Below are 18,560 nucleotides of genomic sequence, written 5' to 3'. Positions count from 1 at the left end.
GCGTGACGCGGGCGGCGTCCTACTCCGTGCGGAGTCCGTCCGGCCGCATCAGGCGGATCAGCGGCGGCAGACTGAGCAGCGTCACCAGGAGCACGACTCCCGCTCCGATGCCGGTCATCGACAGCACGCTCGCCCAGTCCACGCTCACCGAGGTGCCCGTCATCTTCAGCAGGACCGTGCCGAGCGTGAGCCCGACGACCGACGCGAGGGCGAGCCCCAGGGCGATCGGGATCGCGGTCTGCCACAGCACCGACATGCTCAGGGTGCGGCGCCGGGTGCCGAAGGCGACCAGCGCCGACAGCAGCTTCTTGCGCTCGCGGAGCTGCTCCAGCTGGGAGACGAGCAGGCTCGCGCCGATCAGCACGAGAACGCAGGTCGCACCGACGAACAGCCCGGTACGGATGGACGTGAACTTCTCGGACCGGGTCGTCGCCGTCCAGGCGCTGGCGTCGGCCAGCGGGTCGATCCGCACCGCGCTGTTGCGGACGAGTTCACGGACGTCCGGCACCGACTCGTCGAGCTGGAGGTAGACCGTCCCGCGCGTGACGGACGCGGCCCGCTCGGGCAGCGCGCCCGGCGTGAACAGGAAACCGCCGCGCTCGTCGCCCGACGGGTCCTCGCGCGAGTCCGCCCGCTTGACGCCCTTCGGCACCGTCCAGGCGATCTCCTCGCCCTTGACGGACGAGCCGTAGGAAGGGTCGAGGTAGAGCTTGGTGCCGGCCTTGTCGAGCTCCGCGGTGGTCGTGTCCCACTTGGCGTTCTCCACCGCGAAGATGTCGCCGTCCTTGCAGGAGGGCAGCTCGGCCGCCTCCAGCAGGGCCGCGCAGTCGCCGACCGTCACGGACGACTGGCGCTCGGGTTCGAAGCGCGCGTCGCCCAGTTCGGTCCGTCCGAGGGCGGTCGTGTGGGTGACGCCCTTGGTCCCGGACATCTGCCGGACCGCTTCGTCCAGCGGCACCTTGGCCGGTACGGCGACGGACATCTGGGCGCGTGTGAGGTCGTTCTTGCTGACCTTGGTGTAGTCGCCGTCGACCCCGGCGAACAGCATCTGCAGGGCTATCGCTCCGGCCACCGCGACCGCGATGCCGTTGACCATACGAGCCGCTGTGCCGCTGCTCAACTGGAGCCTGCGGACGGCCAGCTGCCAGGCGATACCACCGGAGTTCAGCCGGGCGACGACCGCCTCGACCACCCAGGGCAGCAGCGCGGTGATGCCGACCAGGAGCAGGATGACGCCGCCGACGACGAGGTACTGGTTGAAGTCGCCGTTGGACCGCCCCTGCCCGATCATCGGGTAGAGCATCGCGAGGCCGCCCAGCGGCAGCAGCAGCCGCCACCACAGCCGGCGCCGCGAGGGCCGGGCGGTGCGCACCACGCCGAGCGGTTCGATGACGACGCCGCGCAGCGCGAAGAGCGTCACCGCGACCGCGGCGGCCGGGACGGCGAGGGCCACCAGCGCCACCAGGGCGGGCGTCGGATTGAGGTCGCTCGGGAAGACGCTGATCCTGAAGAGATTGATCAGGCCCACCAGTTGGCGCCCGATCAGGAAGAACCCGGCGCCGAGGACCAGTCCGACCAGCGCCCCGGCCAGCGCCTCGCCGGCCGCGATCCGCCGGGCCATCCGCCCGTCCGCGCCGACCAGCCGCAGCGCCGCCAGCCGGCGGTCGCGCCGCTCGCCGCCGAACCGTACGGCCGCGGCGATGAAGACGCCGACGGGCATCAGCAGCACCACGAAGACGATCAGCACGAGCAGCAGCAGGACGGGGTCCATCGCCTCGGACTGCCCGCTGGAGCCGAACGCGTCGATGCGTTCGATGCGGCCGGTGCTCAGACCGGTCGCGCCCAGGTCGTCGGCGCCCGCGTAGAAGGCGAGTTCGTGCGGACCGATGAGCCCGCTGTCGGCGATCGTGCCGCTGACGCGGTAGTCGAGCCTCTCGCGCAGGAGCTTGCCGTCCGGGGACTTCAGCAACCGGTCGAGCGCGGGCGAGACGACCATGTCGCCGACCGCGGGGAACGTGGACAGGCCCGGCGGCAACGGCGCGCGGGACCCGTCGGGTTCGAGCAGCCGGCCGCGTACGTCCTCGTCGCGGAAGGTGGTGTCCGCGGACGCGACGAGCAGCGTACGGTCGGACTTCTTCTTGACCACCGAGCTGTACGTCATGTCGTTGCGGTCGCGCTCCCGGTCGTGCCGGGAGGCCAGCGCGCTGGGGATCGCCGTGGTGAGCAGCAGCAGCGCCACCCCGAGCCCGACCCCGACGGCCGTCAGCAGAACCCGCACCCAGGCCTCGCGGCCCCCCGTCACCGCGAACCTGGCGCCCATGGTGAGGTCGCGGGACCACTGGCGGGCACTCATACGATCCGCTCCATGTCCCTGGATTTTCCGTCCCGTACGACGATCTCGCGGTCCGAGTACGCGGCCACGCGCGCCTCGTGCGTGACCAGCACGACGGCGGCGTTCGTCGAGCGAGCCGCCTCGGTCAGCAGCTCCATCACGCGCTCGCCGTTGAGGGAGTCGAGCGCGCCGGTCGGCTCGTCGGCGAACAGCACCCGCGGGTCGGTGACCAGCGAACGGGCGACCGCCACGCGCTGTCCCTGACCGCCCGAGACCTCACCGGGCCGCTTGCCCTTGAGATCGTCGACCTCCAGCCGCTCCATCCACGACAGCGCGACGCGCTCGGCGTCCTTGCGGCCCTTGCCGTTCAGCCGCAGCGGCAGCGCGACGTTCTCCACACAGGTCAGCTCCGGCACGAGCTGGCCGAACTGGAAGACGAACCCGAACTCGGAGCGGCGCAGCGCACTGCGCTGGGCGTCGTTCATCGTCGCCATCTCGTGGCCGTTGTACGTGATCGAGCCGGAGTCGGGTGTGACGATCCCGGCGAGACAGTGCAGCAGGGTGGACTTGCCGGAGCCTGAGGGACCCATCACGGCGACGACCTCGCCGGGGTGGATGGAGAACGCGGCACCGTCCAGCGCGGTGGTCGGGCCGTACGTCTTGCGCAGTTCCGACGCGGTGAGCAGGGAACCCGGAGGAGGGGTGGTCATGGTCATCGGGTCACCGCCTCGGCGAGCTTGTCGAGGCGCGCGGCGGTCAGTTCCAGCCAGCGCAGATCGGCCTCCAGGTGGAACAGGGCGTGGTCGCAGATCAGTTGATCGGCCAGGTCGCCCTTGCGCTTGCGTTCGGTCAGCATGCGCATCATCCGCAGATGCTCCGAACGCTGGGTGTCGAGGAGCTCGCTCGCGTCGCGGTGCGTCAGCAGGGCGAGGACGACCTTCGTGTACAGGGTCGACTGGAGATAGGGCTCGGGCTTCTCCGGCGTCGCGAGCCAGCGCTGCACGTCGGTGACCCCGGCTTCGGTGATCGCGTACCGCTTGCGCTCGGGCCCGCCGCCCGCCTCGATCCCGTCGACCTCGACGAGTCCGTTCTTGAGCAGCCGTGACATCGTCGAGTAGACCTGGCCGTAGTGCAGTGGCCGGTCGTGACCGAACTTCTCGTCGAAGGCCCGCTTCAGGTCGTAACCGTGGCGTGGCCCGGACTCCAGGAGCCCTAGGAGCGTGTGACCGATGGACATGCGGAGCACTCTACACAGCGTGTATACGCAGTGTGTATACACGCCGCGTAGAGGTCATGACGGAGAGGAACCTGAGGGCGAGACGTGGCTGGTCACGGCCGATTGTCACGGTTCTGAACCAGCCCGTAGGGCGCTCGGGAGCGAGTGAGAAGCGCGAAGCCGTGCGTCCGGGAGCGACCCCGGCCACTGGGGCGGGCCCTCGGGGCGGAGCCGGGGATGGGACGGCGGCGGCGGCGGTGCCGGGGATGGGGCGGAGGCGGTGGAGGCGGGGATGGGGCCGCGGCGGAGGCGGTGGAAGAACCGCGACCGCGCCTACCTCTCCCGGTCCTCGCGATCCTCCGGGTCCCCGGCGACCGGCGGCCGACCCCGGCGGGGAATCGGCCCCGCCCCGCCGGGCAGCCGCCCGGCCTCGGCGAGCGCGCGGCGCAGCAGGAACTCGATCTGAGCGTTGGCCGAGCGCAGTTCGTCGCCCGCCCACCGGGCCAGAGCCTCGTACACCAGCGGATCGAGGCGCAGCAGCACCTGCTTGCGCTGTTGAGAAGCATGGGACGACATGGAAGATCCCCCGTTTCCTGCGGGATAACTTCGGTCTATCGAAGTGTTATCACTTTATCCAGCATGGCAACCTTCTGCCCTTCCCGCTCGTCGGTTTCGTTGGGGCATGTGCGCAAGGCGTGCTGATTGTCACGTCCGGAAAAGACCGGATCGGCGGCCCTTTGTCATAGCGCGCGGTGTTAGCTTGCTGAGCTGACCTGAGCGACGAACTTGTGTTCCACACGAGAGTGAAGCGGAGCGGATCGACCCATGGGACGAGCTGAAGAGAGACGAGCGCGGCAGGCGCAGGGCCGCCGCGCGGCGCCCCAGCGCTCGTCGGGGCACGAGTCGGCGGGCCCGGCGTCCGGCGCGAAGGCGGGCGGCAAGGTCCGCCGCACCGGCATACGCCGGTTCGTGAACTGGAAGACGGTCCTCGGGACGTTCTTCGGCCTCTGCCTGCTCGGCATGGGCGCCTTCATCGTGCTCTACATGGTCGTGTCCGTGCCCGAGGGCAACGCGGCCGCGAAGCGGCAGAGCAACATCTACAAGTACAGCGACGGCGAGCTCCTCGGGCGCACCGGCAAGGTCAACCGAGAGATCGTCGACCTGACCAAGGTGCCCAAGGGCGTCCAGAAGACCTTCGTCGCCGCCGAGAACAAGTCGTTCTACAAGGACTCGGGCGTCGACCTCAAGGGCACCACCCGAGGTCTGATCAACACCCTCTCCGGCAAGGGCAAGCAGGGTGGTTCGACGATCACCCAGCAGTACGTCAAGAACTACTACCTCAGCCAGGACCAGACCGTCACGCGCAAGCTGAAGGAACTGGTCATCTCGTTGAAGGTGGACCGCAAGAAGTCCAAGGACGACATCCTCGCGGGCTACATCAACACCAGCTACTACGGCCGCAACGCGTACGGCATCCAGGCGGCGGCGCAGGCCTACTACCAAGTCGACGCCAGCAAGCTCAAGGTCGAGCAGGGCGCCTACCTCGCCTCGCTGCTCCAGGCTCCGAGCCAGTACGACTGGGCGGTCGCCTCGAAGGTCGGCAAGAGGCTGGTCGAGGCCCGCTGGAACTACACCCTCGACAACATGGTCGAGCAGGGCTGGCTCGACTCGGGCAAGCGCGCGGGCATGAAGTTCCCGGTCCCCAAGGACCCGAAGGGCGCCCCCGGCATGGAGGGTCAGACCGGCTATCTGGTGTTCCAGGCCGAGGCCGAGCTGGCCAAGCAGCTCGTCGCCCAGGACGCCGCGGCCGACCTGGACGACGCCCACGCTCTCATCGACGCGGGCGGCTGGACCATCACGCTCAACATCGACAAGAAGAAGCAGACCCTGCTGGAGAAGACGGTCAAGCAGCAGCTCACCAGCAAGCTGGACCCGAAGAAGCGCAAGGTCGACGCCAACATCCAGGCCGGTGCCGTGTCGGTCGACCCCAAGACCGGCAAGGTCCTCGCGATGTACGGCGGCAAGGACTACTTCAAGCACTACGTCAACAACGCGACGCGCCGGGACTACCAGGCCGCCTCGACGTTCAAGCCGCTGATCCTCGCGGCCGCCCTCGCCGAGGAGGCCAAGACGCGCTCCGGCAGGCCGATCACCGCGAACACGATCTACGACGGCACCAGCCGCCGTCCCGTCGTGGGCAGCAACATCGCCTTCGCGCCGCCGAACGAGGACGAGCACAACTACGGCGACGTCACCGTGCAGACCGCGATGAACAAGTCCATCAACTCCGTCTTCGCGCAGATGGGCGTCGACGTCGGCATGGACGAGGTGCTGAAGGTCGCCGGCGAGCTCGGCATGAACACCAAGGGACTCCAGGCCGTGCCCGCGCAGACCCTCGGCTCCATGGGCGCGAGCCCGCTGGAGATGGCGGGCGTGTACGCCACGCTCGACAACCACGGCAAGAAGGTCACCCCGGCGATCGTCGCCTCGGCCGAGCACAAGGACCGTACGGTCACGATGCCGGACCCGACCGGCGAGCGGGTCATCAGCGAGGAGGCCGCCGACACGGTCACCTCGGTGCTGACCGGCGTGGTCGACGACGGTACGGCCCGGCTCTCGGTGCGGGACAACCCGAACCGCGACGGCCAGCAGGTCGCCGGCAAGACCGGTACGTCCGACAACAACAAGTCGGCCTGGTTCACCGGCTACACGCCGAACCTCGTCACCTCGGTCCTGCTGTTCGGCGAGGACGCGAAGACCCACGCCCAGGTCTCCATGAAGGGCGCCACGGGCCTCTTCGCGGAGGGCGGCCGTGTCAACGGTGGTGGCTTCCCGGCGAAGATCTGGGCGGCGTACACCTTCGACGCGATGGGTGGCCGGGTCACGAAGTTCGACCTCGACACCACGTCGGGTGCGGCGGTGGCGCCGACCGAGCTCCCCACCTTCACCCAGACACCGTCCAGCACGCCGTCGTCGACGCCGACCACCGAGGAACCGTCGTCGGAGCCGCCCACCAGCAGCAGCCCGCCGACCCCCACGGACGAGCCGACGACGACCGCGCCGACGACGACGAGCCCGTCCACGCCGTCGGAGACAGCCACCGACGGCATCCCGGACAATCCGTTCGACCAGAGCAGTGAGCAGTGACGAGGCGCGTAGGCACCTGACGCCAAGCGCGTAGGAGGGGGCACCCGGAACTCCGGGTGCCCCCTCTTCTCGTCCGCTCGTCCGCTCGTCGGGTCAGCCCCCGTTGACGCTGTGCGCGATCCGGTCGCCGATCTCCTTGTCCACGGCGCGCCAGTACTGGACGGCGCGGTCCAGCACCGGGCGGGACACGCCGTCCTTGAGATGGCCGCTCACGTTCCCCACCAGCCGGTCGCGGGCCGCGTCGTCGAGGACCTGGCGGACCATCGTGCCCGCCTGGCCCCAGTCGTCGTCCTCGCGGTGCGGCTTGTACGCCTCGCGCACCAGCTCACCGGCGGTCTGCCAGCTCGCGGGGTCACCGAACCGCCCGTGGTCGGCCGCCGGACCGCCGTAGGAGTTGGGCGCGTAGGGACGGGCCGCGTTCGACGGCTCGTAGCGCATCGGACCGTCCTTGGCGTACGAGCTCACCGGGGAGTGCGGCCGGTTGGGCGGCAGCTGGGCGTAGTTGGGGCCGATCCGGTACCGGTGGGTGTCGGGGTACGAGAACAGCCGGCCCAGCAGCATCTTGTCCGGTGAGGGCCCGATGCCCGGCACCATGTTCGAGGGCTCGAAGGCGGCCTGCTCGATGTGGACGAAGTAGTCCTCGGGGTTCCTGTGCAGGACCATGCGGCCCACGTCGATCAGCGGGTAGTCGCCGTGCGGCCAGACCTTGGTCAGGTCGAACGGGTTGAACCGGTAGTCCGCCGCGTCCTCGAACGGCATGATCTGGACCTTCAGCCGCCAGCTCGGCGCGTTCCCGGACTCGATCGACTCGTACAGATCCCGGCGGTGCAGGTCGGGGTCCGTCCCCGCCAGCTCGTCGGCCTCGGCCTGGGTGAGGAAGTCGACGCCCTGGTCGGTCTTGAAGTGGTACTTCACCCAGAACCGCTCACCGCCGCCGTTGATCCACATATAGGCGTGGGAGCTGTAGCCGTTCATGTTGCGGTACGTCTTCGGGATGCCGCGGTCGCCCATCAGCCAGGTCACCTGGTGCGCCGATTCGGGCGAGAGCGTCCAGAAGTCCCACTGCATGTCGTGGTTGCGCAGCCCCGTCGCCGGGTGGCGCTTCTGCGAGCGGATGAAGTCCTGGAACTTGATCGTGTCGCGGACGAAGAAGACCGGGGTGTTGTTGCCCACCATGTCGTAATTGCCGTGCTCGGTGTAGAACTTCAGCGCGAAGCCGCGGGGGTCGCGCCAGGTGTCGGGCGAGCCCTGCTCACCGGCGACGGTCGAGAAGCGGGCCAGCATCTCGGTGCGCCTGCCGGGCTGGAAGAGGTCGGCCCTGGTGAACTGACCGACGTCGTTGGTCACTTCGAAGAATCCGTACGCGCCACTGCCCTTGGCGTGCACCACCCGCTCGGGGACCCGCTCCCGGTTGAACTGCGCCATCTTCTCGATGAGGTAGTGGTCCTGGAGCAGGATCGGGCCGTCGGGTCCGACGGTGAGCGAGTGTTCGTCGCTCTCCACCGGAACCCCGACGTTGTTCGTGGTGTACGGAGCCTTCCGGGATGCCTGCGTCACGAGCGTCCTCCCGTCGGAGATGAAGATCGTCAGGTCGCTTCGCTCACCCCAGCAGTCAACGCCGCCGACACCATGTCGGCAACATGGGACGGGGCCCTGTACCGGCAGGGTCCGATGCCGACACGGTCCAATGCCGGCACGGGCCGGCACCGGTTCGGCGTCGGCACGGCCGGCACCGGTTCAGCGTCGGCCCGCCGGGGCGAGGCCGGACGAGTACCCGGTCAGTTCCGGTTCAACTCGAACCAGACGACCTTTCCCGTACTCAGCCGGGTCGCCCCCCACCGCCGTGCCAGCCGGTTCACCAGGAACAGCCCGCGACCGTCCTCGTCCGTGGCCCGCGCCTGTCGCAGCCGCGGCAGCTGCGGCACATCGTCACCGACCTCGCAGCGCAGGACGTCCGTCCGCAGCAGCCGCAGCGTCACCGGCCGGGACGCGTAACGCACCGCGTTCGTCACGACCTCGCTGACCAGCAACTCCACGGAGTCGGTCATGTCCTCCATGCCCCAACGGGCCAGCGCGCGCCGCGCCAGGCGGCGGGCCCGGCCGGGCGCCGCGTCCTCCGGCTCCAGGAACCAGTACGCGACATCGCTCGGCGCGATCCCGTCGAACCGCGCCGCGAGCAGCGCGATGTCGTCGTCCCGGTCACCCGGGCCGAGCATGTCCAGCACCTCGTCGCACAGCGCTTCCAGCGGCGGCGGATGATCGGGCCCGGTGAGCGCCGCGACCGCCGCGAGTTTCTCCCGCAGCTGCTCTATGCCCGTCCAGACGTCCCTGAGCCGCGACTCGACCAGCCCGTCGGTGTACAGCAGCAGCGTCGCCCCGGCCGGCGCGTCCAGCTCCACCGCCTCGAAGTCGACCCCGCCCACGCCGATGGGAGCACCCGGCGGCACCCGCAGCACCTCGGCCCGCCCGCCCAGGTGCAGCAGCACCGGCGGCGGATGGCCCGCGTTGGCGATGGTGATCCGGTGCGACACCGGGTCGTAGACGGCGTACAGGCAGGTCGCCATGCGGTCGGTGCCGAGCCGCTGCGCCTGCTCGTCGAGATGGTGCAGCACCTCCTGCGGCGGCAGATCGAGCCCGGCGAGGGTCTGCGCCGTCGTCCGCAGCTGGCCCATGATCGCCGCCGACGTCATGGAGTGGCCCATCACGTCACCGACGACCAGGGCGACCCGGCTGCCCGGCAGCGGGATCGCGTCGTACCAGTCGCCACCCACCCGCGCCGTCTCCGCGGCCGGCAGATAGCGGGACGCGAGCCGTACACCCGTGGGCCGCGGCAGCGTCTCGGGCAGCATCGTGCGCTGGAGCTCGTCGGCGATGTACGCCTCACGGCCGTACAGCACCGCCTTGTCGATGCCGAGCGCGCTGTGCGTGGCGAGCTGCGCCGCGACCAGCAGATCGTCCGCCTCGAAGGCGAGCCGCTCCGGGCGGCGCAGGAACAGCGCCGCGCCGATCACCCGGCGCCGGCCGCGCAGCGGGGCGAGGATCGCGCGCTGCCCGCTCGGGACCGGCAGATCGTCGCCGAGCAGCTCGGGCAGCGCGGCCCGGGCGGCGGGCGCGTCCGCGAACACCGGCCGCACCCCGCGCAGGACCTCGGCGAGCGCGCCACCGGGACGCACCTCGCACAGCTCGGCCGTCATCGCCGACAGCTCACTGGGCTCCGGCCGCAACGCGGACAGGAAGCCGCTCTCGGTGTCCCGCTCCTCGGGAATCCGGTCGGTGCGCCGCAGCCGCAGCACGAGGGGACCCGTCGGCCGCTCGTCGCCGACCGGCAGCGGGTCGCGCAGATAGACGAGGATCGCGTCCGAGAAGGTCGGCACGGTGGCCCGGCACAGCCCCATCACGATCTCGTCGAGGTCGATGCCCCGGGCGATCCGCCGGGTCGCGGCGCCCACGAAGCGCAGCCGGTCCCCGTCGCGCCGCATCGGCATGGGGCCGCCCTGCGGCAGGCTCTTCCCGGTACGGCGCTCCTTGCCGCCGGAGGTCCGCGAGGACCGGTCCTGCTCGGCGTCCGGCTGGATCGGGATGCTCTCCGGCGCCGGGCGGGGGCGGTGCGGATCGGGTTCGGCCGCCGAGGGCTGGGAGTGCTCCGCACCGGGCCCGGGAGGGGCGGGTGACGGCGAGGACGCGTCCGTGCCGGAGGACGCGGACCTACCGGCGTCGGCGGACGCCGAAGCGTCGGCCTTGCCGCGCTTGCCGCGCGGCGTGGCCGTACCCGAACTCCTCGGCGCGTCGCCCGTACGGGCCTGTACCGGTAACGCTCCGGAGCCCGGCAGCTGGGAGGTCTGTTCCGAGGTACGCAGGAGCGCCCCGCGAGGGTCCGCGGGGGCGGGCGGCCGGCCGGCGCCGCTCTGCCGGCGCTCGTGCGAGGTGGGGTGCTCCGTCACGCGTGTCGAATCCATCCGTCCGGGGCTGCGCGCCGTGCGTGCAGTTCGTCCCGCAGCCCCGATACCCGGAATGTGTGCCCCAGGAACGGATTCTGCGCGTCGTCAGGGCCGGGACCGACGGCAAGGACCGCCGTCGCCCGGCACGGTACGGCCCGCACACGGCCGGAAACGATCCGTGCCGACAAGGGGGCGGTGGCCGAAGCCCTCGCCCGCGCGGCCGTCGTGGCGAGCCCGCGCGGTGCGGCCGGTCCCTGGCCGGTCACGCCGCCGTACGCCTCGTACCCCTCGCTCACGTCCTGCCGCCCCTCGGTGACATATGGTCAAGCCCGGCTCATCCTGCGGGAGTTGCTGCTGCCGTGCGCCCTTGCGGAAGACGATCCTACGGTTGTACCACGGGGGCGCATCAAGGGTCTCATGAGGACACGTGCGCGGGCGTACGGTCCCAGTCATCCGGCAGCGCGGGAACCGGCCAGCCCGGATCGGGCCTCCAGTGCTGCCATCCGTCCGAGAACGGCGCGCCCCAGGCGCGGATCACCTCGACCGCGGACCACCCCGCCTCCCGCACGCGTGTCGCCAGTTGAGCATCCATCAGTCCGGCCCGTTGCGCCATCGCGAACTCGTCCTCGTCGAGCCATCGCCAAGTCCGGTCCGGGTGGACCGAGATGTCGAGGAAGTGATCCTCGGAGTCCACCCCGCCCGCCCAACGGGCCAGCGGAGCCTCCAGGTTCACGTACCAGTTCTTGAAACGCCAGCCCTGGTCCCAGAACAGCCACACCGACCAGGCGTCGCCCGGCCGCGCCAGCTTCAGCACCCCGGTCCCGAACCAGCGGTCGCGCCGCACCGCGCGCGGTTTGGTGTAGCGCGACTCCAGCGGCTCCCCGTGCACCGGCGAACCGTCGGCGAGCACGGGCTTCACGCACTCCGTGCCCGGCGCCATCCACACCGCGAGCAGGTCGGCGTCGTCGCGTGCGACCGTCACGGGACGGCAGATGTGGACGCGCTCGCCGGCGTTCTCCCGGTACCGCCACAGGATCTGACTCCCGGGCTCCCAGTACGCCGCCGGCCCGCCCGCTTCCGCCCGTCTCACCGCTCCACCCTCTGCCATGACCAGATATTAGGTGCCCCGGGCATACGACGCTGCGGCACGCGTCACGGTTCTCATCATCGGCGAACTGCTGTTACGGAGCCGTCATCAGGCGTTTCTCCTAGGGCACGGGCCGTTACGGGTGTGTCATCCGCAGGACATCCAACGCCTCGTCCAACTGCTCCAGGGTCAGGTCTCCGCGCTCCACGTAGCCGGACTCCAGCACCACCCGGCGAATCGTCTTCCGCTCCGCGAGTGCCTTCTTGGCGACCTTGGCGGCCTCCTCGTACCCGATGTACTTGTTCAGCGGCGTCACCACGGACGGCGACGACTCCGCGTACTCACGAGCCCGCTCGCGGTGCGCGACGATCCCGTCCACCGTGCGGTCGGCGAGCAGCCGCGAGACGTTCGCGAGCAGCCGGACCGACTCCAGGACGTTCTTGGCGATCACCGGCAGCATGACGTTGAGCTCGAAGTTCCCGGCCGCGCCCGCGGCGGCGACGGTCGCGTCGTTCCCCGTCACCTGGGCGGCGACCATCAGCACCGCCTCGGGAATCACCGGATTCACCTTGCCCGGCATGATCGAGGACCCCGGCTGGAGATCCGGGAGGCTGATCTCCGCCAGCCCGGTGCGCGGCCCGGAGGCCATCCACCGCAGATCGTTCGCGATCTTGGTCAGTCCGACGGCGATGGTCCTGAGCTGCCCGCTCGTCTCCACGATCCCGTCGCGCGCCCCCTGCGCCTCGAAGTGGTCGCGGGCCTCGGTCAGCGGCAGCCCGGTCGCCCGCGCCACCTCCGCGATCACCGCGGCGGAGAACCCGGGCGGCGTGTTGATCCCTGTCCCCACGGCCGTGCCCCCGAGCGGGAGTTCGGCCAGCCGCGGCAGCGAGGCCTCCAGCCGCTCGACCCCGTACCGCACCTGAGCCGCGTATCCCCCGAACTCCTGCCCCAGCGTCACCGGGGTCGCGTCCATGAGGTGGGTGCGCCCCGACTTCACCACATCGGCGAACTCCTGGGACTTGCGCCCGAGCGAGGCGGCGAGGTGCTCCAGCGCGGGGACGAGATCGCGGGTCACGGCGGCGGTCGCGGCGATGTGGATGGAGGACGGGAACACGTCGTTGCTCGACTGCGACGCGTTCACGTGGTCGTTGGGGTGGACGTCCCTGCCGAGACGCTCGGTGGCGAGCGTCGCGATGACCTCGTTGGTGTTCATGTTGGAGGACGTTCCGGAGCCCGTCTGGAAGACGTCGACCGGGAACTCCGCGTCCCAGCGCCCCTCGGCGACCTCCGCGGCCGCCTCCTGGATCGCCTCCGCGACATCCTTGTCGATCACGCCGAGGTCGCCGTTCACCTTCGCGGCGGCCGCCTTGATCCGGGCGAGAGCCTCGATGTGCGCGCGCTCCAGGCGCTGCCCCGAGATCGGGAAGTTCTCCACGGCCCGCTGTGTCTGCGCCCGCCACTTCGCCTCCGCGGGCACCCGCACCTCGCCCATGGAGTCGTGTTCGATCCGGTACGCGCCTTCGCCCTGGCCATCTGCCATCGGTGACACCTCCATGGGGGACAGCATCCCGGAGCCCCCGGGTGTTCCCGCCCGGCGCGCACGAAGCCGTTCGCCCGAGCGGCCCAGTGCCGGTACGGCCCGCGACGGACGAACGGCCGCCTCGTCGGCGGCCGTTCCCCTGGCTCGCAGCGCTTCACGCGCGCGTCACCCGTACGACGTCACCCGAAAGGTCGTACGTCGCACGGTCCGCACTACGCCAGCCCGGGGCCCCGCACCGGGATCGACGTGAAGGTCGGGGCGGGCGCCGGATCCTGGAAGAAGTCGTTGCCCTTGTCGTCGACGACGACGAACGCCGGGAAGTCCTCGACCTCGATCTTCCAGACGGCCTCCATGCCGAGCTCCTCGTACTCGACGACCTCGACCTTCTTGATGCAGTCCTGGGCGAGGCGCGCGGCCGGGCCGCCGATGGAGCCGAGGTAGAAGCCGCCGTGCGCGTCACAGGCGTCCGTGACCTGCTTGCTGCGGTTGCCCTTGGCGAGCATCACCTTGGAGCCGCCCGCCGCCTGGAACTGCTCGACGTAGGAGTCCATGCGGCCGGCGGTCGTCGGGCCGAAGGAGCCGGACGCGTAACCCTCGGGCGTCTTGGCCGGGCCCGCGTAGTACACCGGGTGGTCCTTCAGGTACTGCGGCATCTCCTCGCCCGCGTCCAGCCGCTCCTTGATCTTGGCGTGCGCGATGTCGCGCGCCACGACGAGCGGGCCGGAGAGCGAGAGCCGGGTCTTGACCGGGTACTTGGTCAGCGCGGCGAGGATGTCGTCCATCGGCTGGTTGAGGTCGATCCTCACGACGTCGCCGGCCTCGTCGAGGTGCTCGTCCGTGGTCTCCGGCAGGAAGCGCGCGGGGTCGGTCTCCAGCTGCTCCAGGAAGACGCCCTCGGCGGTGATCTTCGCGACGGCCTGACGGTCGGCCGAGCAGGAGACGGCGATCGCGACCGGGCAGGACGCGCCGTGCCGCGGCAGGCGCACCACGCGCACGTCGTGGCAGAAGTACTTGCCGCCGAACTGCGCGCCGATGCCGATCTTCTGCGTCAGCTCGAAGACCTTCTCCTCCAGCTCCTTGTCCCGGAAGCCGTGCCCGAGCTCGGAGCCCTCGGACGGAATCTCGTCCAGGTAGTGCGCGGAGGCGTACTTCGCGGTCTTCAGCGCGTACTCGGCGCTCGTGCCGCCGACGACGATCGCCAGGTGGTACGGCGGGCAGGCGGCCGTCCCGAGGGAACGGATCTTCTCCTCCAGGAACTTCATCATGGAGCCCTCGTTGAGGACCGCCTTCGTCTCCTGGTAGAGGAACGACTTGTTGGCGGAGCCGCCGCCCTTCGCCATGAACAGGAACTTGTAGGCGCCGCCGTCCGTGGCGTACAGCTCGATCTGCGCCGGCAGGTTCGAGCCCGTGTTCTTCTCGTCCCACATGGTCAGCGGGGCCATCTGCGAGTAGCGCAGGTTCAGGTTCTGGTACGCGTCGTAGATCCCGCGCGAGAGCGCGGCCTCGTCACCGCCCTCGGTGAGCACGTTCTGACCGCGCTTGCCCATGACGATCGCGGTGCCGGTGTCCTGGCACATGGGCAGGACGCCCGCCGCCGCGATGTTCGCGTTCTTCAGCAGGTCCAGGGCGACGAACTTGTCGTTGCTCGACGCCTCGGGGTCGTCGATGATGCGGCGCAGCTGGGCGAGGTGCGCGGGCCGCAGATAGTGCTGGATGTCGTGGATGGCCTCCGTGGCGAGCTTGCGCAGCGCCTCCGGCTCCACCTTGAGGAAGGTGCGCCCGTCGGCCTCGAAGGTGGAGACACCCTCGGAGGTCACCAGCCGGTACGGGGTGGTGTCCTCTCCCTGGGGGAGCAGATCGGTGTACGCGAACTCAGGCATCTCGCCCATTCCTCACTCGACAGACAGCTTTTGGGGCTCGTTACGCCGCGGGCGCGCCCCGTCGGCTCACTCGCCGGAGGCCGGCCTTCGTCGGCAGCGTCCACCAGCGTAGAACCTGACAGGGACGCCGAGGCTGTGAGGTAAGGCTCAGTTCGGACACCGGACCGACGGCCCGGACGGATGGCGGGTTTTCCACAGGCGGCGGGCGAGGGGTAGTCGCGATCTATCGCGTTTGGGTACGCTGCTGCCGTGGACCTTCAAAAGCACCCCGACGCGACCCCCGCCACGGCGGCGAAGCCCGCCGAGCTGCGTGCCTCCGACGCCGACCGCGACCGGATCACCGACATCCTGCGCGAGGCCCTCGCCGAGGGGCGCCTGACGCCGGAGGAGCATGCCGAGCGGGTGGAGGGGGTGCTGGCCACAAAGACGGTGGGTGAGCTCGACCAGTTCGTCCGGGACCTGCCCGCCGCCCACACCGGCCGCGCGACCTCCTCGTACGGCTCGGCGCCCAACCGCCCCACCCAGGGCGCGATCCCGGTGGAGGCCGACGACAACGTGGTGGCGGTCTTCAGCGCCGCCGTCCGCAAGGGCCGCTGGCGAGCGGGCCGGCGCATCCACGCGTACGCGGTCTTCGGCAGTGTCGAGATCGACCTGAGCGAGGCGATCTTCGAGTACCAGCAGGTCGTGATCAAGGCGATCTCCGTCTTCGGCAGCGTCGAGATCCGGGTCCCGGAGAATGTCTCGCTGCGGGGCAACGGCGGCGGCGTGCTGGGCAACTTCGAGGTGGACACGCTGGATTCGGGCGACCCCGACGCGCCCGTGGTGTATGTCGACGGCCTGGCCGTCCTGGGGAACGTCGAGGCGCGGCCCAAGCGAGGCAAGCTGATCGCGGACATCCTCGACCGGGTCACCAGCCGGGTGAACGACCGGGTGGCCGACCGGGTGGACCGGAGCTTGCGCAAGCACCTGGATCGTTGACGCTTGTGAACGCGGCGGCGACGGACGCGCGGTGGTCCAGAGACGGACGATCGATCACGCGCGAGAAGGGCCGGGCTTCGGAACACAGTGCATAGGCGCGCGCACAGCGGGTAGGGCTTGCTGCATCCCCTCTTGGAGGGCGCCGTGGAACTTTCCACGGTGCCCGGCACGCTCGCGAAGCCGTCGTCAGGAGTAGACCGTGCTGCAACCGCCGCATCAGTCCCTGCAGGTAGCTGCCGTTCCGGCCCAGCGGGCGCCAGTGCGGGACAGGGATCAGGAAGCGCCATGGCACACGGAAGCGGTGTGCCGACGCGACGAAGCCGGCCTGTTCTTCGCCCCGTCCAAGGAGCCGACCGCGGCCCGGCTCTCCCGTGAAGAGGCCGCCAAGCGCGTCTGTGCCCGCTGCCCGGTCATGGTCGAGTGCCGCGAACACGCGCTGCTGCAACCCGAGCCGTACGGCGTCTGGGGCGGTCTCACCGCCGCCGAGCGCCGCGTCGTGCTCGCCCGGCGCCGCCGTCGCGACCTGGAGCTCAAGAAGGCCGCGCGGGGGACGATAGCCGCGGCCGGCTGACACACGTACGGAAGCCGGCTGACACACGTACGGCAAAGGGGCGCCCCTCCGCACAAGGGGCGCCCCTTCCGCGCCTTCACGGCGTCCGGCCCGGTGGGCCGGTGGTCCTACTTGGCGCGGTCGAAGTCGATCGCGCTGTACGCACGCAGCTTGCTCAGCCGGTGCTCCGAGGTGATCTGGCGGACCGTCCCGGACTTGGACCGCATCACGATCGACTCGGTCGTCGCGGTCTCGGAGCGGTAGCGCACGCCGCGCAGCAGCTCGCCGTCGGTGATTCCGGTCGCGACGAAGAAGACGTTCTCGCCGGAGACCAGGTCGTTCGTGGTCAGGACGCGGTCGAGGTCGTGCCCGGCGTCGACCGCCCGTTGCCGCTCCTCGTCGTCCTTCGGCCACAGCTTGCCCTGGATGGTGCCGCCGAGGCACTTGACCGCACAGGCCGAGATGATGCCCTCGGGCGTGCCGCCGATGCCGAGCAGCAGATCGATGCCGGTGCCCTCGCGCAGCGCGAGGATGGAGCCCGCGACATCACCGTCGGAGATCAGCTTGATGCGCGCGCCGGTCTCCCGGATCTCCTTGATGATGCCGTCGTGGCGCGGCCGGTCGAGGATGACGACGGTGACGTCCTCGGGGGTGACCCGCTTGGCCTTGGCGACCCGGCGGATGTTCACCGACACGGGCGCGTTGATGTCGACGAAGTCGGCGGCCTCCGGGCCGGTGACCAGCTTGTCCATGTAGAAGACCGCGGACGGGTCGAACATGGTGCCGCGGTCGGCGGCGGCCAGCACGGCGATCGCGTTCGTCATGCCCTTGGCGGTGAGCGTGGTCCCGTCGATCGGGTCGACGGCGATGTCGCACTCGGGACCGGTCCCGTCGCCCACGCGCTCCCCGTTGAAGAGCATCGGGGCCTCGTCCTTCTCCCCCTCGCCGATGACGACGACGCCGTTCATCGAGACGGTGGAGACGAGGGTGCGCATGGCCCGGACGGCGGCGCCGTCGGCACCGTTCTTGTCGCCGCGGCCGACCCAGCGGCCCGCGGCCATCGCGGCGGCCTCGGTGACGCGGACGAGTTCGAGGGCGAGGTTTCGGTCGGGGGCTTCCGACGGGACTTCGAGTTCGGACGGCAGATGATGCTCGGTCATCGACACGCACCTTTCTGATACGACGACGGCCGGATGAGGGTGATGACCCCGACTCTATCGCCAGACTTGAAAAATGAGCAGGGGGCCCCACGGATGAGCAGGCCAGGGCACCTGCGACGATAGGTCCGTGGCAGGTATGAAAGGCAAGCAGTCGGTCCGGGACATGATTCTCTCCCTGGGCCTTATCGGGCTCATGGCGGGCGTTATCTACATCTTCATCCCGCATGACGACTCCAAGCCCGATCTCAAGCGTGTCGACTATCGGGTCGAGCTGCTCACGGCTCGCCGCGCGGCGAGTTATCCCGTGGCGGCGCCCGAGGGTCTGCCCACGGCGTGGAAGCCGACCTCGGTGCGCTACGACGGCAGCGAGTTCGACGTCTGGCACCTGGGCTTCCAGGCCCCCGACGGTCAGTACGTGGCGGTCGAGCAGTCCACTCAGAGGCCGGCCGTGTTCATCGACTCGGCGAGCCAGGGCGCGCGGCAGACCAAGGTCACCCGGCGCATCGGTGACCAGACCTGGCAGCGCTACGAGGGCGACCACTACGACGCCCTCGTCCTCAAGGCCAAGGGCTCCACGACCGTGGTGACCGGCACCGGGTCGTTCGGCACGCTGGAGAAGATGGCACAGGCCCTGAAGACGTCGTAGTCCCAGCGGTCGTAGTCCCCGCGGTCGTGGATCCCGCGGCCGTAGATCGATCCCGTACACGCACGAGAAGGGCCCCCGGCGCTGCG

Annotated in this window: 14 protein-coding genes; 4 read left to right on the top strand and 10 right to left on the bottom strand. The window is 70.2% G+C overall.

The features are described 5' to 3' along the window. Positions 1 to 19: 19 nt before the first annotated feature. From ABZX90_RS16245 to ABZX90_RS16230, 4 genes are all read right to left on the bottom strand, one after another. A complete protein-coding gene (locus ABZX90_RS16245; protein WP_355205323.1) occupies positions 20 to 2,353 on the bottom strand; it encodes an FtsX-like permease family protein in 2,334 nt (777 codons plus the stop codon). Further along, entirely contained in the window at positions 2,350 to 3,042 is a 693-nt protein-coding gene (locus ABZX90_RS16240; RefSeq protein WP_355205320.1) for an ABC transporter ATP-binding protein, read from the bottom strand. The genes ABZX90_RS16245 and ABZX90_RS16240 overlap by 4 nt, the downstream gene beginning before the upstream one ends. 2 nt (positions 3,043 to 3,044) lie before the next feature. After that, entirely contained in the window at positions 3,045 to 3,569 is a 525-nt protein-coding gene (locus ABZX90_RS16235) for a PadR family transcriptional regulator (RefSeq protein ID WP_351126010.1), read from the bottom strand. Positions 3,570 to 3,881: 312 nt separating this feature from the next. Next, complete coding sequence (locus tag ABZX90_RS16230) at positions 3,882 to 4,124, bottom strand: hypothetical protein (RefSeq protein WP_351126008.1); 243 nt, start codon at positions 4,122 to 4,124, stop codon at positions 3,882 to 3,884. Between the two features lie 249 nt (positions 4,125 to 4,373). On the opposite strand from ABZX90_RS16230, the gene ABZX90_RS16225 reads away from it, so the two are divergent. Further along, entirely contained in the window at positions 4,374 to 6,695 is a 2,322-nt protein-coding gene (locus tag ABZX90_RS16225) for a transglycosylase domain-containing protein (protein WP_355205316.1), read from the top strand. Between the two features lie 93 nt (positions 6,696 to 6,788). On the opposite strand, the gene ABZX90_RS16220 is transcribed toward ABZX90_RS16225, so the two are convergent. From ABZX90_RS16220 to ABZX90_RS16200, 5 genes are all read right to left on the bottom strand, one after another. Continuing rightward, positions 6,789 to 8,252, bottom strand: a complete 1,464-nt coding sequence (locus tag ABZX90_RS16220; protein WP_355205313.1) for a catalase — start codon at positions 8,250 to 8,252, stop codon at positions 6,789 to 6,791. Positions 8,253 to 8,473: 221 nt separating this feature from the next. Continuing rightward, positions 8,474 to 10,636: an ATP-binding SpoIIE family protein phosphatase gene (locus ABZX90_RS16215; RefSeq protein ID WP_351126002.1), complete on the bottom strand. Its 2,163-nt coding sequence runs from the start codon at positions 10,634 to 10,636 to the stop codon at positions 8,474 to 8,476. A 412-nt stretch (positions 10,637 to 11,048) separates the two neighbouring features. Next, positions 11,049 to 11,741: a DUF402 domain-containing protein gene (locus ABZX90_RS16210; RefSeq protein WP_351126000.1), complete on the bottom strand. Its 693-nt coding sequence runs from the start codon at positions 11,739 to 11,741 to the stop codon at positions 11,049 to 11,051. A 115-nt stretch (positions 11,742 to 11,856) separates the two neighbouring features. Next, positions 11,857 to 13,260 (bottom strand): class II fumarate hydratase, encoded by a 1,404-nt coding sequence (locus ABZX90_RS16205; protein WP_355205309.1) that lies wholly within the window; start codon positions 13,258 to 13,260, stop codon positions 11,857 to 11,859. Positions 13,261 to 13,472: 212 nt separating this feature from the next. Then, a complete protein-coding gene (locus tag ABZX90_RS16200; RefSeq protein WP_355205307.1) occupies positions 13,473 to 15,140 on the bottom strand; it encodes a fumarate hydratase in 1,668 nt (555 codons plus the stop codon). A gap of 249 nt (positions 15,141 to 15,389) precedes the next feature. On the opposite strand from ABZX90_RS16200, the gene ABZX90_RS16195 reads away from it, so the two are divergent. After that, positions 15,390 to 16,118 (top strand): DUF1707 domain-containing protein, encoded by a 729-nt coding sequence (locus ABZX90_RS16195; protein WP_351125995.1) that lies wholly within the window; start codon positions 15,390 to 15,392, stop codon positions 16,116 to 16,118. Between the two features lie 199 nt (positions 16,119 to 16,317). Beyond that, the gene (locus ABZX90_RS16190) at positions 16,318 to 16,689 is read left to right on the top strand and encodes a WhiB family transcriptional regulator (protein ID WP_075028724.1); all 372 of its coding nucleotides are present in this window, start codon (positions 16,318 to 16,320) and stop codon (positions 16,687 to 16,689) included. A 107-nt stretch (positions 16,690 to 16,796) separates the two neighbouring features. Here the strand turns inward: ABZX90_RS16190 and glpX are convergent, their stop codons facing one another. Then, positions 16,797 to 17,828, bottom strand: a complete 1,032-nt coding sequence (gene glpX, locus ABZX90_RS16185) for a class II fructose-bisphosphatase (RefSeq protein WP_266762314.1) — start codon at positions 17,826 to 17,828, stop codon at positions 16,797 to 16,799. Positions 17,829 to 17,955: 127 nt separating this feature from the next. Here glpX and ABZX90_RS16180 point away from each other — a divergent pair, with 127 nt between their 5' ends. Then, complete coding sequence (locus ABZX90_RS16180; RefSeq protein WP_351125992.1) at positions 17,956 to 18,474, top strand: DUF4245 domain-containing protein; 519 nt, start codon at positions 17,956 to 17,958, stop codon at positions 18,472 to 18,474. Positions 18,475 to 18,560 lie beyond the last annotated feature (86 nt).

Origin of the sequence: Streptomyces sp. NPDC002935, from assembly GCF_040611295.1 — a bacterium.
Classification (GTDB): Bacteria; Actinomycetota; Actinomycetes; order Streptomycetales; family Streptomycetaceae; genus Streptomyces.
The sequence above is the reverse complement of the archived record's forward strand: the minus strand, read 5'-3'. Positions and strand labels throughout refer to the sequence as shown.